The 15,810-nt window shown below is 65.4% G+C and carries 15 protein-coding genes; 12 read left to right on the top strand and 3 right to left on the bottom strand.

The genetic code is table 11. The features are described from left to right. Positions 1-33: 33 nt before the first annotated feature. The 5 genes from mihF to metK all read left to right on the top strand — a co-directional run bounded on the left by mihF (position 34) and on the right by metK (position 3,907). Positions 34-351, top strand: a complete 318-nt coding sequence (gene mihF, locus HBA99_RS14165; RefSeq protein ID WP_030093544.1) for an integration host factor, actinobacterial type — start codon at positions 34-36, stop codon at positions 349-351. 10 nt (positions 352-361) lie between these two features. Next, entirely contained in the window at positions 362-931 is a 570-nt protein-coding gene (gene gmk / locus HBA99_RS14160; RefSeq protein WP_046253899.1) for a guanylate kinase, read from the top strand. Between the two features lie 78 nt (positions 932-1,009). Next, positions 1,010-1,318: a DNA-directed RNA polymerase subunit omega gene (gene rpoZ / locus HBA99_RS14155; protein ID WP_070952598.1), complete on the top strand. Its 309-nt coding sequence runs from the start codon at positions 1,010-1,012 to the stop codon at positions 1,316-1,318. A gap of 50 nt (positions 1,319-1,368) precedes the next feature. Continuing rightward, positions 1,369-2,622 carry a bifunctional phosphopantothenoylcysteine decarboxylase/phosphopantothenate--cysteine ligase CoaBC gene (coaBC, locus tag HBA99_RS14150; protein ID WP_070952597.1) on the top strand — a complete coding sequence of 418 codons (1,254 nt, stop codon included), beginning with the start codon at positions 1,369-1,371 and terminating at the stop codon, positions 2,620-2,622. 82 nt (positions 2,623-2,704) lie between these two features. Further along, the gene (gene metK / locus HBA99_RS14145) at positions 2,705-3,907 is read left to right on the top strand and encodes a methionine adenosyltransferase (protein ID WP_070952596.1); all 1,203 of its coding nucleotides are present in this window, start codon (positions 2,705-2,707) and stop codon (positions 3,905-3,907) included. Between the two features lie 65 nt (positions 3,908-3,972). Here metK and HBA99_RS14140 read toward each other — a convergent pair whose 3' ends face one another. After that, on the bottom strand, positions 3,973-4,764 hold the full coding sequence (locus tag HBA99_RS14140; protein ID WP_046255822.1) for a phosphatidylethanolamine N-methyltransferase family domain-containing protein: 792 nt from the start codon (positions 4,762-4,764) through the stop codon (positions 3,973-3,975). 169 nt (positions 4,765-4,933) lie between these two features. Between HBA99_RS14140 and HBA99_RS14135 the strand changes: the two genes are divergently transcribed. From HBA99_RS14135 to HBA99_RS14120, 4 genes are read left to right on the top strand one after another with little or no spacing between them, the layout of a single operon-like run. Continuing rightward, positions 4,934-5,782 (top strand): nitrilase-related carbon-nitrogen hydrolase, encoded by an 849-nt coding sequence (locus tag HBA99_RS14135; RefSeq protein WP_070952595.1) that lies wholly within the window; start codon positions 4,934-4,936, stop codon positions 5,780-5,782. A 10-nt stretch (positions 5,783-5,792) separates the two neighbouring features. Then, complete coding sequence (hydA, locus tag HBA99_RS14130) at positions 5,793-7,214, top strand: dihydropyrimidinase (protein ID WP_070952594.1); 1,422 nt, start codon at positions 5,793-5,795, stop codon at positions 7,212-7,214. Positions 7,215-7,239: 25 nt separating this feature from the next. Further along, positions 7,240-8,256 (top strand): TIGR03842 family LLM class F420-dependent oxidoreductase, encoded by a 1,017-nt coding sequence (locus tag HBA99_RS14125; RefSeq protein ID WP_070952593.1) that lies wholly within the window; start codon positions 7,240-7,242, stop codon positions 8,254-8,256. Beyond that, on the top strand, positions 8,256-9,725 hold the full coding sequence (locus tag HBA99_RS14120) for an NCS1 family nucleobase:cation symporter-1 (protein ID WP_070952592.1): 1,470 nt from the start codon (positions 8,256-8,258) through the stop codon (positions 9,723-9,725). The genes HBA99_RS14125 and HBA99_RS14120 overlap by 1 nt, the downstream gene beginning before the upstream one ends. On the opposite strand, the gene HBA99_RS14115 is transcribed toward HBA99_RS14120, so the two are convergent. Beyond that, the gene (locus HBA99_RS14115; protein ID WP_046255821.1) at positions 9,690-10,628 is read right to left on the bottom strand and encodes an alpha/beta hydrolase; all 939 of its coding nucleotides are present in this window, start codon (positions 10,626-10,628) and stop codon (positions 9,690-9,692) included. The genes HBA99_RS14120 and HBA99_RS14115 overlap by 36 nt on opposite strands. A gap of 57 nt (positions 10,629-10,685) precedes the next feature. Between HBA99_RS14115 and HBA99_RS14110 the strand changes: the two genes are divergently transcribed. Beyond that, entirely contained in the window at positions 10,686-12,701 is a 2,016-nt protein-coding gene (locus HBA99_RS14110; protein ID WP_070952591.1) for a primosomal protein N', read from the top strand. Positions 12,702-12,712: 11 nt separating this feature from the next. On the opposite strand, the gene HBA99_RS14105 is transcribed toward HBA99_RS14110, so the two are convergent. Further along, positions 12,713-13,279: a TetR/AcrR family transcriptional regulator gene (locus HBA99_RS14105; protein ID WP_046255820.1), complete on the bottom strand. Its 567-nt coding sequence runs from the start codon at positions 13,277-13,279 to the stop codon at positions 12,713-12,715. A 179-nt stretch (positions 13,280-13,458) separates the two neighbouring features. Between HBA99_RS14105 and fmt the strand changes: the two genes are divergently transcribed. Beyond that, complete coding sequence (gene fmt / locus HBA99_RS14100) at positions 13,459-14,391, top strand: methionyl-tRNA formyltransferase (protein ID WP_057967967.1); 933 nt, start codon at positions 13,459-13,461, stop codon at positions 14,389-14,391. Further along, positions 14,388-15,791 carry an RsmB/NOP family class I SAM-dependent RNA methyltransferase gene (locus HBA99_RS14095; RefSeq protein ID WP_070930699.1) on the top strand — a complete coding sequence of 468 codons (1,404 nt, stop codon included), beginning with the start codon at positions 14,388-14,390 and terminating at the stop codon, positions 15,789-15,791. Before fmt ends, HBA99_RS14095 begins: the two co-directional genes overlap by 4 nt. Positions 15,792-15,810 lie beyond the last annotated feature (19 nt).

The raw sequence follows: 15,810 nt of genomic DNA, 5'->3' as shown, positions 1-15,810 counted from the left end.
AAACCGACGAGTTTCGTATGAGACGGAGGAATCGTGGCCCTTCCACAGTTGACTGACGAGCAGCGTGCCGCCGCGTTGGCGAAGGCGGCTGCCGCCCGCCGCGCCCGGGCCGAGCTCAAGGAGAAGCTCAAGAAAGGCGGCACCAATCTCAAGCAGGTGCTCAAGGACGCCGAGACCGACGAGGTCCTCGGCAAGATGAAGGTTTCCGCACTGCTGGAAGCCCTGCCCAAGGTCGGCAAGGTCAAGGCGCAGGAGATCATGACCGAGCTGGAGATCGCCCCGACCCGCCGTCTGCGCGGCCTCGGCGACCGTCAGCGCAAGGCGCTGCTGGAGCGGTTCGACTTCTCCTGATCTTCTCCAGATGACAGCTTCGACGAGGGGCCGGGTAGTAGTCCTATCCGGCCCCTCGGCCGTCGGTAAGTCCACCGTGGTGCATCGGTTACGCGATGACGTGGATGGTCTTTTCTTCAGCGTCTCCGCCACCACCAGGGCCCCCAGGCCCGGTGAGGTGGACGGCGTGGACTATCACTTCGTCACCACGGAGGAGTTCCAGCGGCTCATTGACACCGGTGCGCTGCTGGAATGGGCCGATATTCACGGCGGCTTGCAGCGTTCAGGAACCCCTGCGGCGCCTGTTCACGAGGCGATGGAGGCCGGCCGGCCGACCCTCATCGAGGTCGATCTGGCCGGTGCCCGCGCCATCAAGGCGGTACTTCCGCAGGCGCTGACCGTCTTCCTGTCGCCACCGAGCTGGGATGCGCTGGTGCAGCGGCTTACCGGCCGGGGCACCGAATCGGAGGCCGTGATCGCCCGACGATTGGAAACCGCCGAGGTCGAAATGGCGGCTCAAAGCGACTTTGATGTCGTCGTCGTCAATGACCAGTTGGAAAATGCCTGCGCACAGTTGGTATCGTTATTGGTCGGACGTTAATCGGCAGCGCATGAACAAAGACTGCGAATACCGCGCCCGCCATATTCAGCGCCATATACCTATCCAGGAGATTTCTTAGTGAGCACCTCCCAGACTGACGTCATCGTCGAACCGGGCACCGAAAGCTACGACGCCGCGCTCGACACGCCGCTGGGTATCACCAACCCGCCGATCGACGAGCTGCTGGCGCGGACTTCGAGCAAGTACGCGCTCGTGATCTACGCAGCCAAGCGTGCACGTCAGATCAACGACTACTACAACCAGCTGGGCGACGGCATCCTCGAGTACGTGGGGCCGCTGGTCGAGCCGGGTCTGCAGGAGAAGCCGCTGTCGATCGCTCTGCGCGAGATCCACGGCGACCTGCTTGAGCACACCGAAGGCGAGTAGAAGCTGCGATGAGCGGCTCGCGCGAAGAGCATCGGGCCTGAGGTCCGGCTGTGTCGCGGATCATCGTCGGAGTAGGCGGGGGAATCGCCGCTTACAAGGCCTGCACTGTGGTGCGCCAACTCGCGGAGGCCGGACACAGCGTCCGGGTCGTACCGACCGAGTCGGCCCTGCAGTTCGTGGGTGCCGCCACCTTTGAGGCGCTCTCCGGTGAGCCGGCGCGAACCGGGGTGTTCGACGATGTTCCGCAGGTCCCGCATGTGCGGCTCGGGCAGGACGCGGACCTTGTCGTGGTCGCTCCTGCCACTGCCGATCTTTTGGCCCGCGCGGCCACTGGCCGTGCCGACGATCTACTGACCGCAACCCTGCTGACCGCGCGTTGTCCGGTCCTGTTCGCGCCCGCGATGCACACGGAGATGTGGCAGCACCCCGCAACGCAGCAGAATGTGGCGACATTGCGGAGCCATGGGGCTGTGGTCTTAGAGCCCGCGTCAGGACGCCTTACCGGCGCGGACACCGGTCCGGGCCGCCTTCCCGAGGCCGAGGAAATCACGACCCTGGCCCAGCTGCTGCTGGCGCGAGCCGATGCTCTCCCGCACGATCTGGCAGGTGTGCGCGTCCTGGTCACGGCCGGTGGCACCCGGGAGCCTCTGGATCCCGTGCGCTTTATCGGAAACCGCAGTTCCGGTAAGCAGGGATACGCGATCGCGCGGGTGGCCGCACAGCGCGGCGCCGAGGTCACGCTCATCGCGGGCCATACCGTCGGGTTGCCCGACCCGGCCGGAGTCGACGTCGTGCACATCAGCTCTGCCGCGCAATTACAGGATGCGGTGACCAAACACGCGCCGGCGGCCGAGGTGTTGATCATGGCGGCCGCCGTGGCCGATTTCCGGCCCGCGCACGTTGCGACCAGCAAGATCAAAAAGAGCCACGGTGCTGACGGTGAGAATCCCGTCGATGCGCCCATCGAGTTACTGCGTAACGCCGACGTGTTGGCGGGGGTGGTCCGTGCGCGCTCAGACGGACAGCTGCCCAGGATGCGGGCCATCGTCGGGTTTGCGGCCGAAACCGGTGACGCCAACGGCGACGTACTGTTCCACGCCCGCGCCAAGCTGACGCGCAAGGGCTGTGATCTGTTGGTAGTCAACGCAGTTGGCGAGGGGCGAGCCTTTGAGGTGGATAGCAACGATGGATGGCTGCTGTCCGCTCAACCTGGTGGTGAGATCGCCGAAGTCGTGTTGGAGCACGGCACCAAAGTTCTGATGGCAAGCCGTATTGTGGATGCCGTCGCCGGACTTTGTCAGTGAACCTGACAACCCGGCATGGCCTCGATATCAAATCGTCGGCCATAATGATTAGGACACGTAACGATCTGAAAGGGGCTGCGCGGTGAGCTCAGCGGGACGGCTTTTCACCAGTGAATCGGTGACCGAAGGGCACCCGGACAAGATCTGTGATGCCATCAGCGACTCGATTCTCGACGCGCTGCTCGCACAGGACCCCAAGTCCCGGGTCGCGGTGGAGACGCTGGTGACCACCGGTCAGGTCCACGTCGCCGGCGAGGTCACCACCTCCGCCTACGCCGACATCCCCAAGATCGTGCGCGATCGCGTGCTGGAGATCGGCTACGACTCGTCGTCCAAGGGCTTCGACGGGCACTCCTGCGGTGTGAACATCGCCATCGGTGCTCAGTCTCCCGATATCGCGCAGGGCGTCGACACCGCTCACGAGGCCCGTGTGGAGGGTGCCGCTGATCCCCTCGACGCCCAGGGCGCCGGAGACCAGGGTCTGATGTTCGGGTATGCCATCAACGACACTCCCGAGCTCATGCCGTTGCCCATCGCGCTGGCGCACCGCCTCGCGCGGCGTCTGACCGAAGTCCGCAAGGACGGCCTGCTGCCGTACCTGCGCCCCGACGGCAAGACCCAGGTCACCATCGAGTACGACGGCCACAAGGCCGTGCGGCTGGATACCGTTGTGCTCTCGACGCAGCATGCTGCGGACATCGACCTGGAAAACCTGCTCACTCCGGATATCCGCGAGAAGGTCGTCAACACGGTTCTGGACGAGCTTGAGCAGGAATCGCTGGACATCTCCGACTACCGGCTGCTGGTCAACCCGACCGGAAAGTTCGTGCTGGGTGGTCCGATGGGTGACGCCGGCCTGACCGGCCGCAAGATCATCGTCGACACCTACGGCGGCTGGGCCCGCCACGGCGGCGGTGCGTTCTCCGGTAAGGACCCGTCAAAGGTGGACCGGTCGGCTGCGTACGCCATGCGCTGGGTCGCCAAGAACGTGGTGGCTGCCGGGCTGGCGGATCGCGTCGAGGTGCAGGTCGCCTACGCCATCGGCAAGGCCGCCCCGGTGGGCCTGTTCGTCGACACCTTCGGCACCAACACGGTCGACCAGGCCAAGATCCAGAAGGCCATCAACGAGGTATTCGATCTGCGTCCGGGTGCGATCATCCGCGATCTGGATCTGCTGCGACCGATCTACGCGCAGACTGCCGCATACGGCCACTTCGGCCGCACCGACATCGACCTGCCGTGGGAGCGCACCGATCGGGTCGATGCGCTCAAGTCCGCCATCTAGCCTCTTCACAAAAAGCGCCGGGCGTGAACATTGTTCACACCCGGCGCTTTTTGTCGTCGCTGCACTCATAGGAGGTAGGGGAGCAGAGCTTTTCGCTCGGCCGGATAGTCGGTGAACTTCTCCTGATACCAGCGGTGGGTGGCCAATGCGCGTGGGATCAGATTGCCGGCCGTGATCAACAGGATGACGACGCCGGGGAGAGCCCAGGTGAGCAGGGCGAAGCCGGACCAGGCGATCAGCTCGCCCAGATATGCCGGACTGGTGACGAATCGGAAGCCGCCGCCGAACGGGATGCGATACTCGGCGCCGCCGGGGTTCTTCTTGTCGCGCAGGTTTCGCACGATCGACTCCGAACTGAGTAGCAGCGTGAAGCCGCACAGATAGACGGCCAGGCCGAGTAGGAATCGCGGGTCGTGCAGCCAGGCACGGTTGTACTGCCCGAAGAAGTCGTGGCTGAAAAGGGTTCCGTTGAGGTATCCGTGCATCGACGTGACGAGCATGCCCATGACCACCACCGAGACGTTGAACGTACTGCGCTTGCCGGGTACCTGGCGGATGGCGAGCGGGAAGTACCAGCCGCGGTTGGCGTAGTGCAGCAGCCATATTCCGGCGAGAACCACTGACGTGGGCTCGAAACGAGCAGGTCCGGTCAGATAGCAGACGAGAAACACCGCGGTCGCCGGAATCTCCATCAGCCACCAGCCGAGTTTCGGGTTCAGATTGAGGCCGAGCTTCGTCGTGGAGAATCGCCCGTACGAGCTCTGGGCGAAAAGACCTCCGATGATCACGAACGCCGCGAAACAGAAGGCCGCCGTCAGCACGGTGTCGTACGTGGTGTTGCCGGTGTACCAGTGCATGGCCATTCCCTCGGTGAGCGGGCGGCATCGCCCGGATGTGTGCCGCAAAACTGTAACGTGTTCTACCACGCGTGCACCTTGCCCGGCGCGAGCGGCCAACCGCCGGGGTGCGTGCCGGTGTTGTGCGGATTGGCGCGCGCGCCGGGCAAGGTGCGCATAGAGTCTGTCAATGACGGTGATCAGAGCCGCACTGACGCAAGCGACTTGGACTGGCGACAAGGAATCGATGCTGGCCAAGCATGAGCGTTTTGTCGCCGAGGCGGCGTCCGCTGGCGCCCAGGTGATCTGCTTCCAGGAGCTCTTCTACGGCCCCTACTTCGGGATCGTGCAGGATAAGAAGTACTACGAATACGCCGAGTCGGTGCCCGGTCCGGTCACTGAGCGGTTCGCGGCGCTCGCCAGGGAACACCACATGGTCATGGTGCTACCGGTGTACGAGGAGGAGCGTCCGGGAGTTCTCTACAACACCGCTGCGGTCATCGACGCCGACGGCACCTACCTGGGAAAATACCGTAAGCATCACATTCCTCACCTTGATCGTTTTTGGGAGAAGTTCTACTTCCGGCCCGGAAATCTCGGGTACCCGGTGTTCGACACCGCGGTGGGAAAGATCGGTGTCTACATCTGTTACGACCGACATTTCCCGGAGGGCTGGCGTAATTACGGGCTGGCCGGAGCCGAGCTGGTCTTCAACCCTTCAGCCACCAAACCTGGACTGTCCAACAGGCTTTGGGAACTGGAACAGCCCGCCGCGGCGGCGGCCAACCAATACTTCGTCGGTGCCAACAACCGGATAGGAACCGAGAACGGCGAATTCGGGGATCAGGCCGTGACGTTCTACGGCAGTTCCTACTTCGTCGACCCGCGCGGCAACTATGTCGGTGAGATCGCTTCAGAGAGTGCCGAAGAGGTCGTGATTCGGGATCTGGACCTGTCCGTGGTCCGTGAAGTGCGGGGGGACTGGCAGTTCTATCGGGATCGCAGACCGGACACCTACGACCCGATCGTCGCTCCGTAGGAGGCCGGCGATGGCTACGATCCTGATCAGGGGCGGCACCGTGGTAACCGCGACAGGTCGCGGTGCCGCAGATGTTCTGGTTGATGGCGAGAAGATCGCGGCGGTCCTACTGCCCGGCAGCACGCTGCTCGGTGTGGATCTGGCCAACGCCGTCGACATCGTGGTCGAGGCCGCCGGTAAGTACGTGATTCCCGGTGGCATCGATGCCCACACCCATATGTCGATGCCCTTCGGTGGTACCACGGCCTCGGACGACTTCGAGACCGGGACGCGTGCCGCGGCCTGGGGCGGCACCACCACCATCATCGATTTCGCCGTGCAGAAGTACGGTGAGCGGCTTGAAGATTCGCTGCAAACCTGGCACGAGATGGCGGCGGGTCAGTGTGCGGTGGACTATTCCTTTCATCAGATTGTGGGCGACGTCAACGATGCCTCGTTGGCGGCGCTGCATCGGTTGGCTGACGAGGGCATCACCAGCTACAAGATGTTCATGGCGTATCCGGGGGTCTTTTACAGTGACGACGCGCAGATATTGCGCGCTATGCAGGTGGGCGCAGACACCGGGCTGATGACCATGATGCATGCCGAGAATGGCCCCGCCATAGATGTTTTGGTGGCTCAATTACTTGCGGCCGGCAAGACGGATCCGTACTACCACGGCATCGCCCGGGCCTGGCAGCTGGAGGAGGAGGCCACGCACCGCGCCATCATGCTGTCCAATCTGACCGGTGCGCCCCTATACGTCGTACACGTCTCGGCCAAGCAGGCCGTCGCGCAGTTGGCCGCCGCACGTGATGCCGGCCAAAACGTGTACGGGGAGACCTGCCCGCAGTATTTGTACCTGTCTCTGGAGGACAACCTGGGTGCGCCCGGGTTTGAGGGAGCCAAGTGGGTTTGTTCGACCCCGCTGCGGTCCAAGCGCGAACACCACCAGGACGAGATGTGGCGCGCGCTGCGCACCAACGACATCCAGATGGTCTCCACGGACCATTGTCCGTTCTGCATGAAGGGGCAGAAGGACATGGGCCTGGGTGACTTCTCGAAGATTCCCAACGGGATTGGCTCGATTGAGCACCGGATGGACCTGCTGTACCAGGGCGTCGTAGATGGCCGGATCACTCTGGAGCGGTGGGTCGAGATCACCTCGACGACCCCGGCACGAATGTTCGGGTTGTATGGCCGCAAGGGAGTGATCGCGCCGGGTGCCGACGCGGACATCGTTGTCTACGATCCTCGCGGACACACCTCGATCGGGTTGGGCAAGACCCATCACATGAACATGGACCACTCGGCGTGGGAGGGATATGAGATCGACGGGCACGTCGACACAGTGCTCTCCCGCGGGAAGGTGATCGTCGACGGCGACGAGTATCTGGGCAGTAAGGGGGACGGTGCTTTCGTGCGCCGCGACCTGTGTCAATACCTCATCTGAGGTCGGTCGATAGAGAGGGCCTGCGATGGACTTCGGGGTTGTCTTGCAATGTGATCCACCGGCGGCGCGGACCGTACAGCTGGCGAAACTCGCAGAGGCGCATGGCTTCACCCATCTGTGGACCTTCGATTCGCACCTGTTGTGGCAGGAGCCCTACGTGCTCTACAGCCAGATCCTGCATGAAACCACGCGGATTGTGGTGGGCCCCATGGTCACCAACCCGGCGACGCGGGACTGGACCGTCACCGCGTCGCTGTACGCCACCCTGAACGACCTGTATGGGAACCGTACGATATGCGGAATCGGCCGTGGCGATTCGGCGGTGCGGGTGACTGGCGGCGCGCCCACGACGTTGACCACACTGCGCGAGTCAATCCACGTCATCAGGGAGCTCGCAAACTCGCGGCCCGTCGAATACCACGGTGCCACCATGCAATTCCCGTGGAGTCGAGGATCTGAACTTCAGGTCTGGGTCGCGGCATACGGCCCCAAGGCGCTCGCCCTGACCGGTGAGGTAGCCGACGGGTTCATCCTGCAGCTGGCCGATATCGATATCGCACGGTGGATGATCGGGGCGGTGCGTGATGCCGCCGCGGCGGCCGGACGTGACCCGGCGGACGTGCGGATCTGCGTGGCCGCACCCATGTATGTGGGATCGGACTGGATGCATATGCGCGACCAATGCCGATGGTTCGGCGGAATGGTGGGCAATCACGTCGCCGACATCGTGGCCAGGTATGGATCCAACGGTCAAGTGCCACAGTCTCTTACCGACTACATCAGCGGGCGCCAGGGATACGACTACAACCAGCACGGCCGGGCCGGGAATACTCACGCGGAGTTCGTGAGCGATGACATCGTCGATCGCTTCTGCGTGCTCGGTACCGCGGCGGATCACATCGCAAAGTTGTTGGAGCTCAAGGCGCTGGGGGTGGACCAATTCGCCGGATATCTGCAGCACGACAACAAGGAGGAGACACTGCGGGTGTACGGAGAGACGATTATTCCTGCTCTGTCCCAACACATCACGGCGAAGAGCTGATGACCACAACAGAGGGAGAGCTCGCGCCGGTATTGGCACCCGGCAGGCTGAGTAACGAAGACCTGGCGCCCACGACGGCCGGGCAGGCCACCTGGCGCACCTGGGACATCTTCTGCCTCTGGATGACCTCGGCGCACAGTCTTGGCAGCTATGGATTCGCCGTGGGCATGCTCGCGTTGGGGCTGACAGGCTGGCAGACCATGCTCGCGCTGTTCACCGGGGTACTGGTGCTCTGGGGCGGAAGCAACCTGATCGGGATCGCCGGCCAACGACTGGGGGTGCCCTTCCCGGTTTTCGCGCGCGCCACCTTCGGAGTCTTCGGCGCCAACGTGCCGGCACTGCTACGGGGACTGGTAGCCATCTTCTGGTACGGAATCCAGACCTATCTGGCATCCACGGCGGTCATCGTGCTGCTGTTGCGGCTGGATCCCGGGCTACGGTCCTGGACCGAGCCGACGTTCCTGGGTTTACACGTATTGGGATGGGCCGCGTTCCTGACGCTGTGGACCGTGCAGCTGCTGATCCTCAACTACGGCATGGAGATCGTTCGGAAGGCATCCGATGTGGCGGGGCCGGTCGTCTGGATCGGGATGATCGCGCTGGCGATATGGATGCTTGCCAGTGTGGGCTGGAGCATCGACTTCGGTGCGCGCGTGGGCCCGCCGCTGGCACCGGGGCCCACGGTGCTGGCCTTCGCCGGCGTCGCATTCCTGATGGTCGCGTTCATGGCAGGCCCCCTGGTCAATTACGCGGACTTCGCACGCTTTGCCCCGAGCAGGCGGGCGATCCTGCGGGGAAACGCACTGGGGATCCCGCTCAACGAAACCGCCTTCGTGGTGATCTCGATCGTCATATCGCTTGCCGCGCTGAAGAAGTACGGCAGTGCGATGACTGACCCCGTGGAGTTGGTCGCCGATATCGACTCCGATGCCATCGTGGTGGTCGCGGCGATTCTCTTCGCCATCGCCACCGTCGGCATCAACGTGGTGCTCAACTTCGTGTCCCCGTCCTACGACATCTCCAATGTCGCACCGAAATACATTTCGTTTCGTACCGGGGGCATCATCACCGCGGTCCTGTCGGTCGTGGCGCTTCCCTGGAAGATCTGGGGGAACGAGGCCGCCATCGTGTACTTCCTCGGCGGGGTCGGCGCGCTCATGGGTCCGGTGTTCGGAATTCTCGTGGTGGACTACTACCTGCTGCGTCGCCAGCGTACGAACACCGCCGACCTGTACTCCGAGTCCACCGAGGGCGCCTACTACTACACCCGCGGGTTCAATCCCGCGGCGCTGATCGCACTGAGTGTTTCCGGTGCGGTGGCGGTCGCCATCGCACTCGCTCCCTCGGCACAGAGCCTGACGGCACTTTCGTGGCCGGCCGGAGCGCTGTTGGGGGGCGCGCTGATGTATGCGTTGAGCCGGGGAGCGGGCCGGCTAGCCGTGCAACGCCCTCCTGAGGGCGGCCAGTGAACGGTCGCGCTCTTCGGTAGCGGCGGGCACGATATCGGCGTAGCCCAGGTAGCCGTGGATCAGGGTGGGGGCGTTGTGTAGCTCCACCGGCACGCCGGCCCCGCTGAGCAGCTCGGCGTACGTGGCGCCGTCATCGCGCAGGGGATCGAACTGCGCGGTCCCGATGAATGCCGGGGCCAACCCCTCGAAGCTCTCTGCGCGTGCCGGGACCAACGTCGGACCCGCGGTGGCCGGATTGGTGTCCCCGAGATACCACTTGCTCAATCCCGCGACCGCCTTCGTGTCCAGGACGGGTGCCTCGGCATTCTCGATCATCGACGGCAGCGTCACGTCGAAGGTGGTGGCCGGGTACCACAGCACCTGGAAGGCCAGCGGAATGCCGTTATCGCGGGCCAGCTGAGCCAGCACCGCGGACAGGTTTCCACCGGCGGAATCGCCGCCCACAGCAAGACGATCCGGATCCCCGCCGATCTCTGCGGCGTGTTGGTGCACCCATTGCAGCGCGGCCCAGCAGTCTTCGACCGCCGCCGGGTAGGGATGCTCCGGTGCCAGTCGATAGTCCACCGACACCACCACGGCGTCGGCCTGCACGGCCGCGGCGCGGCCGACCGCGTCGTGGGTATCGAGGTCGCCGATCACCCAGCCACCCCCATGGATCAGCACAAACACCGGGTGCACTCCGTCCGCGGACGGAGAGTAGATACGTACCGGTATCTCACCCGCGGGGCCCGGGATGGTGCGGTCCTCTACCTTGGCCACCTCGATCCACGGCGGGCGCGCCGTGGCGATCGCGCGATACGCGTCCCGGGAAGCCTGCGGCCCGTCCGGCGAAACGAGCTGAATCGGAACAGCTTCCAGGATCTTGAGGATGATCGGGTCGATGCCGGTTTCGGTGGCGGTCATGCCGTCACTGTAACGGGTGCTGACCTGCGAGTCGGGGGCGTCTGCTAGAACCACCAGGTGACTGCGACGCGGGTGGTGGCCGAGCACGAGCCGGTTGCTCGGGTCCTGCCGCTGCTCACCGTGCCGCATCTCGATCGTGAGTTCGACTATTTGGTGTCCGCGGAGCAATCCGACGACGCCCAGCCCGGAGTGCGGGTGCGGGTGCGGTTCCATGGCCGGCTGGTCGACGCGATCCTGCTGGAACGCCGTTCCGAAAGCGATCACGCGGGCAAGCTCGGGTGGCTGGACCGCGTCGTATCACCGACGCGGGTGCTGACGCCGGATGTGCGCAGGCTCGTTGACGCGGTGGCGGCCCGATATGCGGGAACCCGCGCCGACGTGTTGCGACTCGCCCTGCCGCCACGCCATGCGCGGGCCGAGAAGGAAACTCGCCCGGCGGCCGCCGATGACTTCGAGCCCCCAGCGGTCGACGGCTCGGGCTGGGCTCGTTACCAGCGTGGCGAGCGTTTTCTCGAGGCACTGTCGCAGGGCCGCGCCGCACGCGCGGTGTGGCAGGCGCTGCCCGGTGAGGCCTGGTGTACTCGCCTCGCCGAGGCGGCGGTGGCCGCATCCGGCACCGGCAGGGGAGTGCTGGCAGTCGTCCCGGATCAGCGCGATATCGATGCGTTGTCCGCCGAGTGTGTGAAACATATTGGCGCACCGCGTGTTATCGCGCTTTCGGCGGAACTCGGACCTGCGGAGCGGTATCGGCGCTGGCTGGCGGTACTGCGTGGAGATGCGACCGTGGTTATCGGTACCAGAGCCGCGGTGTTCGCCCCGGTGGCCAATTTGGGTCTGGTGATGGTGTGGGACGACGGCGACGACAATCTCGCCGAACCCCGTTCGCCCTATCCGCACGCCCGCGAGGTGGCCATGCTGCGCGCACATCAGCTGCGATGCGCGGCGGTGATCGGTGGGTACGCGCGCACCGCTGAATCGCAGGCACTGGTGGAGAGCCGCTGGGCACACGACCTGGTGGCGGCCCGTCCTGTGGTGCGCAGGGCCTGCGCGCGGATCAGTGCTCTCGACGACAGCGGGTACGCGCAGGAACGCGATCCGGCGGCCCGTTCGGCGCGGCTTCCCATGGTGGCGCTGACGGCCGCGCGCGATGCGTTGAAGCGCGGGCACTCGGTGCTCGTGCAGGTGCCCCGACGTGGCTACGTTCCGGCGTTGGCCTGCACACGGTGCCGCACTGTCGCGCGGTGTCGTCACTGCACCGGCCCACTGGCTTTGGAAGGGCCAGGCGGGCCCTCCAACAATGTCAGCCCCAGCTGCCGATGGTGCGGACGCGTCGATGCTGACCTGCATTGCGTCCGCTGCGGCTCCAGCGCGGTTCGGGCCGTGGTGGTGGGTGCCCGCAGAACGGCCGAGGAACTGGGCAGGGCGCTGCCGGGGTTCCCGGTGGTGACCTCCGGTGGTGGCGAGGTACACACCACGGTCACCGGACCGCCGAGCCTGGTGGTGTGCACGCCGGGGGCAGAGCCCATGACGCCCAACGGTTATGGCGCGGCGTTGCTCTTGGACGCATGGGCCCTGCTGGGGCGCCAGGACCTACGCGCCGCGGAGGACACGTTGCGGAAGTGGATGGCAGCCGCGGCGTTGGTGCGCGGACACGAAGAAGGTGGCGCCGTGGTCGTGGTCGCGGACTCCACACTGCCCACGGTGCAGGCACTCATCCGGTGGGACCCGGTGGGGCATGCCGCCGGCGAATTGGCCGCGCGCGCAGAGGTTGGACTACCGCCGCAGGCGCACATCGCGGCCATCGATGGGCCCGCCGCAGCGGTGGCTGCCCTGGTTGACACCGCGGAACTGCCCGACGGCGCCGAACTGTTGGGGCCGGTCGATCTTCCGGTGGGAGCGCGCCGGCCGGCCGGGATATCCGATGGTGTCGAAGTGGTGCGCATGCTCGTACGCGTGCCGCGCGCAGCCGGGTTGGAGATGGCCGCGGCTTTGCGCCGTGGAGTGGCAACGCTGAGCGCCCGGCGCGACGCGGAACCTGTCAGAGTGCAGATCGACCCGCTGCATGTGGGCTAATCGGGCGAACCTCAGGTGTTAGCGGCGACGAGCGCGGGGCCGGCGCTGATGCCCTGGGCGAAGGTCTCGACGATATAGCCGATGAGATCGTCCCGACTAAGAGTCCGCGAGGCGCTCCACCAGTTGATCGTCATGAGCACACCGCCCACCGCGAGCCGCGACCAGATCGGCGCCAGCTGTCGCATGTGATCGCCGGGGAACTCGGCCTGCAAATGTTCCTCGGTGACCTGCGCGATGAGGTCGAACACTCCGTGATCGAGTCGCTCCTGCGCGGTGAGGTCACGATCGAGCGCGATGTACAGCTCCGGTTCCGCGGTGATCCAGTCGATGACGATGTCGGCAAATGCCCGGGTCTGGTCGCGTATATCGCCGACCATGCTGTCTCGCCACGAACCGGAGATCAGCCGATCGGCGTGCCGGCGACTCAACGCCCGCAGCATGTCCGCCTTGGTGGGAAAGATTGCATAGCAGGCGGACCGGGCGAATCCGGCCTCCCGGGCAACCTCGGCGATGGAGACGGTGCCTCCCGTGTTACGAATCGCGCGCTCCGCGGCGTCAAGTAGTTCTTCTGCTCGCAGTTTGCGATCATACGGAGCGCCACTCGGCCGGCCTCGTCCTCTGGTAGCCATCGAAATCATGGTATCGGATGTATCCAGACTTAGTGTCGCTCTGCTCGGCGAACCATGTGCACGGTTCTGGGGGTGGCCGACGCGCCTGGGATTCGATGTGGACGGTGCATCCTTCCTAGACTGGCTCGGTGCGCATAGTGTTCGCCGGTACTCCGGCCCCGGCGTTGCCGTCTCTGCGAAGGCTGCTGGCCTCCCGTCACGAGGTGGTCGCGGTACTGACGCGGCCCGACGCCCGCGCGGGCAGGGGGCGGGCCGCGGCGGCGTCGCCGGTGGCCGAGCTGGCCCGCGAGCATGGGCTGCCTGTGCTCACACCGGCGCGGCCCAACGACGCGGAATTCGTCAGTGAGCTCACCGAACTCGCTCCGGACTGCTGCGCGGTGGTCGCCTACGGCGCCCTGCTGAAACCAGAACTGCTCGCCGTGCCCACTCACGGCTGGGTGAACTTGCATTTCTCGCTGTTGCCCGCATGGCGCGGTGCCGCACCCGTGCAGGCATCCATCGCGGCCGGGGACCAGATAACAGGTGCCACGACATTTCTCATCGAGCCTGCGCTGGACAGCGGGCCCGTCTATGGCGTGGTCACCGAACGGATCACCGCACGTGACACCGCCGGTGCGCTGCTGGGGCGGCTTGCCGAATCCGGTGCGGGGCTTCTTGAATCGACAATGGACGGGATCGAAGACGGGGCACTGGTGGCCGTGCCGCAGCCGGCCGACGGAGTGAGCGTCGCACCGAAGATCACGGTGGAACAGGCACGTATCCGATGGGAGCTGCCTGCCCACGCGATAGATCGCCATATCCGCGCCATGACACCCGAACCCGGTGCCTGGACCACTATCGGGGACATTCGTATCAAGGTTGGACCGGTGAGAACAGATGTGGATGTGCCCGCCGAGGAACTACCACCCGGAGCCTTCGCGGTCCGCAAGCGTGACGTGCTGGTGGGCACCGGCACCACACCGATCGCGCTCGACGAGGTACAACCCCAAGGTAAGAAGCTGATGAACGCTGTCGATTGGGCGCGCGGCGCCCGGCTGGACGCGGAGGTGCGCGCACTGTGACTACCCGACCACCACGCCGACGGCCCAACCAGGATGCGCGCCCGAAGGAGCGTGCACGCCACAAGCTCGACCCGGCACGTCAGGCCGCGCTCGACGTACTGCGCGCGGTATCGCGCCAGGATGCGTATGCCAATCTGGCCCTGCCCGCACTGCTGCGTGAACGCGGTATTACCGGGCGCGACGCCGCTTTCGCTACCGAACTCACCTATGGAACGTCAAGGGCTCGTGGTCTTCTCGATGCGGTCATCGCGTCGGCCGCGGGGCGCACTATCGACCAGGTTGACGAGGGGTTGCGTGATCCCTTGCGACTGGGGGCCTACCAACTACTGCGCACCCGTGTGGAACCACACGCTGCACTGTCCACCACGGTAGATGCCGTGGCCGTCGAATTCGACCAGGGCAGAGCCGGTTTCGTGAATGCGGTGCTGCGGACGATCTCGCGCCGCAGTGAGCAGGAATGGGTCGATGAGCTGGCCCCGCCAGAATCCGACAGGATAGGCCGACTCGCCTTCGCGACTGCCCACCCACGATGGATCGCTCAGGCATTCTCCGATGCACTTGGCCCCGCGGCAGGTGAGCTTGCCGATGTGCTCGCCAGCGATGACGAGCGTCCCGTGGTGCACCTCGCCGCGCGTCCTGGCCACATCGATGCGGTCACGCTGGCCGACGAGGTGGGCGGCACCGTCGGCCGGTACTCGCCCTATGCGGTGTACCTGCCCGGTGGAAATCCGGGTCGGGTGGACTCAGTCCGCGACGGCCTAGCGCAGGTACAGGACGAAGGCAGCCAGCTGGTCGCGCGCGCGACCGCCTTGGCTTCGCTGGATGGAACCGACGAGCAATGGCTTGACCTGTGCGCAGGGCCCGGCGGCAAGACCGCGCTCCTTGGCGCACTGGCGGCCGAGCGTGGAGCGCACGTCACGGCGATCGAGGTCGCTGCCCATCGCGCAGAACTGGTGGCCGCAGCCACGAAGTCCCTGCCGGTGACGGTGCTCACGACGGACGGGCGCGAAAGCGGCTTGGTGCCCGGGTCCTTCGACCGCGTGCTAGTCGATGCCCCGTGCACGGGGCTGGGCGCATTGCGCCGCCGCCCGGAGGCCCGCTGGCGCCGTCAACCGGGCGATATTCCGGCGCTGGTCAAGTTGCAACGCGAATTGCTTTCCAGCGCCATCGAATTGACCCGGCCGGGCGGCATCGTCGTGTACAGCACCTGTTCGCCGCACCTGGCCGAAACGGTGGGTGTGGTCTCCGATGCAGTGCGCCGTCATCCGGTGACAGCCGAGGACGCCCGCGCGGTGTTCCCCGGTGTGGACAGGCTCGGCGATACCGATGCGGTGCAGTTGTGGCCGCACCGGCACGGCACCGATGCCATGTTCACCGCCCTCCTGCGTAAACACGCATGATCCGGCACATAAGCTGAAC

It is taken from the genome of Mycobacteroides chelonae (assembly GCF_016767715.1).
In the GTDB taxonomy this organism is placed as follows: domain Bacteria; phylum Actinomycetota; class Actinomycetes; order Mycobacteriales; family Mycobacteriaceae; genus Mycobacterium; species Mycobacterium gwanakae.
This window is presented reverse-complemented; position numbering and strand designations above follow the sequence as displayed.

Excerpts from the sequence above, each read along its gene's own strand:
- gmk (WP_046253899.1), top strand. The coding sequence starts at position 362 with ATGACAGCTTCGACGAGGGGCCGGGTAGTAGTCCTATCCGGCCCCTCG.
- HBA99_RS14140 (WP_046255822.1), bottom strand. The coding sequence starts at position 4,764 with ATGCACTGGTACACCGGCAACACCACGTACGACACCGTGCTGACGGCG.
- HBA99_RS14135 (WP_070952595.1), top strand. The coding sequence starts at position 4,934 with ATGACGGTGATCAGAGCCGCACTGACGCAAGCGACTTGGACTGGCGAC.
- hydA (WP_070952594.1), top strand. The coding sequence starts at position 5,793 with ATGGCTACGATCCTGATCAGGGGCGGCACCGTGGTAACCGCGACAGGT.
- HBA99_RS14125 (WP_070952593.1), top strand. The coding sequence starts at position 7,240 with ATGGACTTCGGGGTTGTCTTGCAATGTGATCCACCGGCGGCGCGGACC.
- HBA99_RS14120 (WP_070952592.1), top strand. The coding sequence starts at position 8,256 with ATGACCACAACAGAGGGAGAGCTCGCGCCGGTATTGGCACCCGGCAGG.
- HBA99_RS14115 (WP_046255821.1), bottom strand. The coding sequence starts at position 10,628 with ATGACCGCCACCGAAACCGGCATCGACCCGATCATCCTCAAGATCCTG.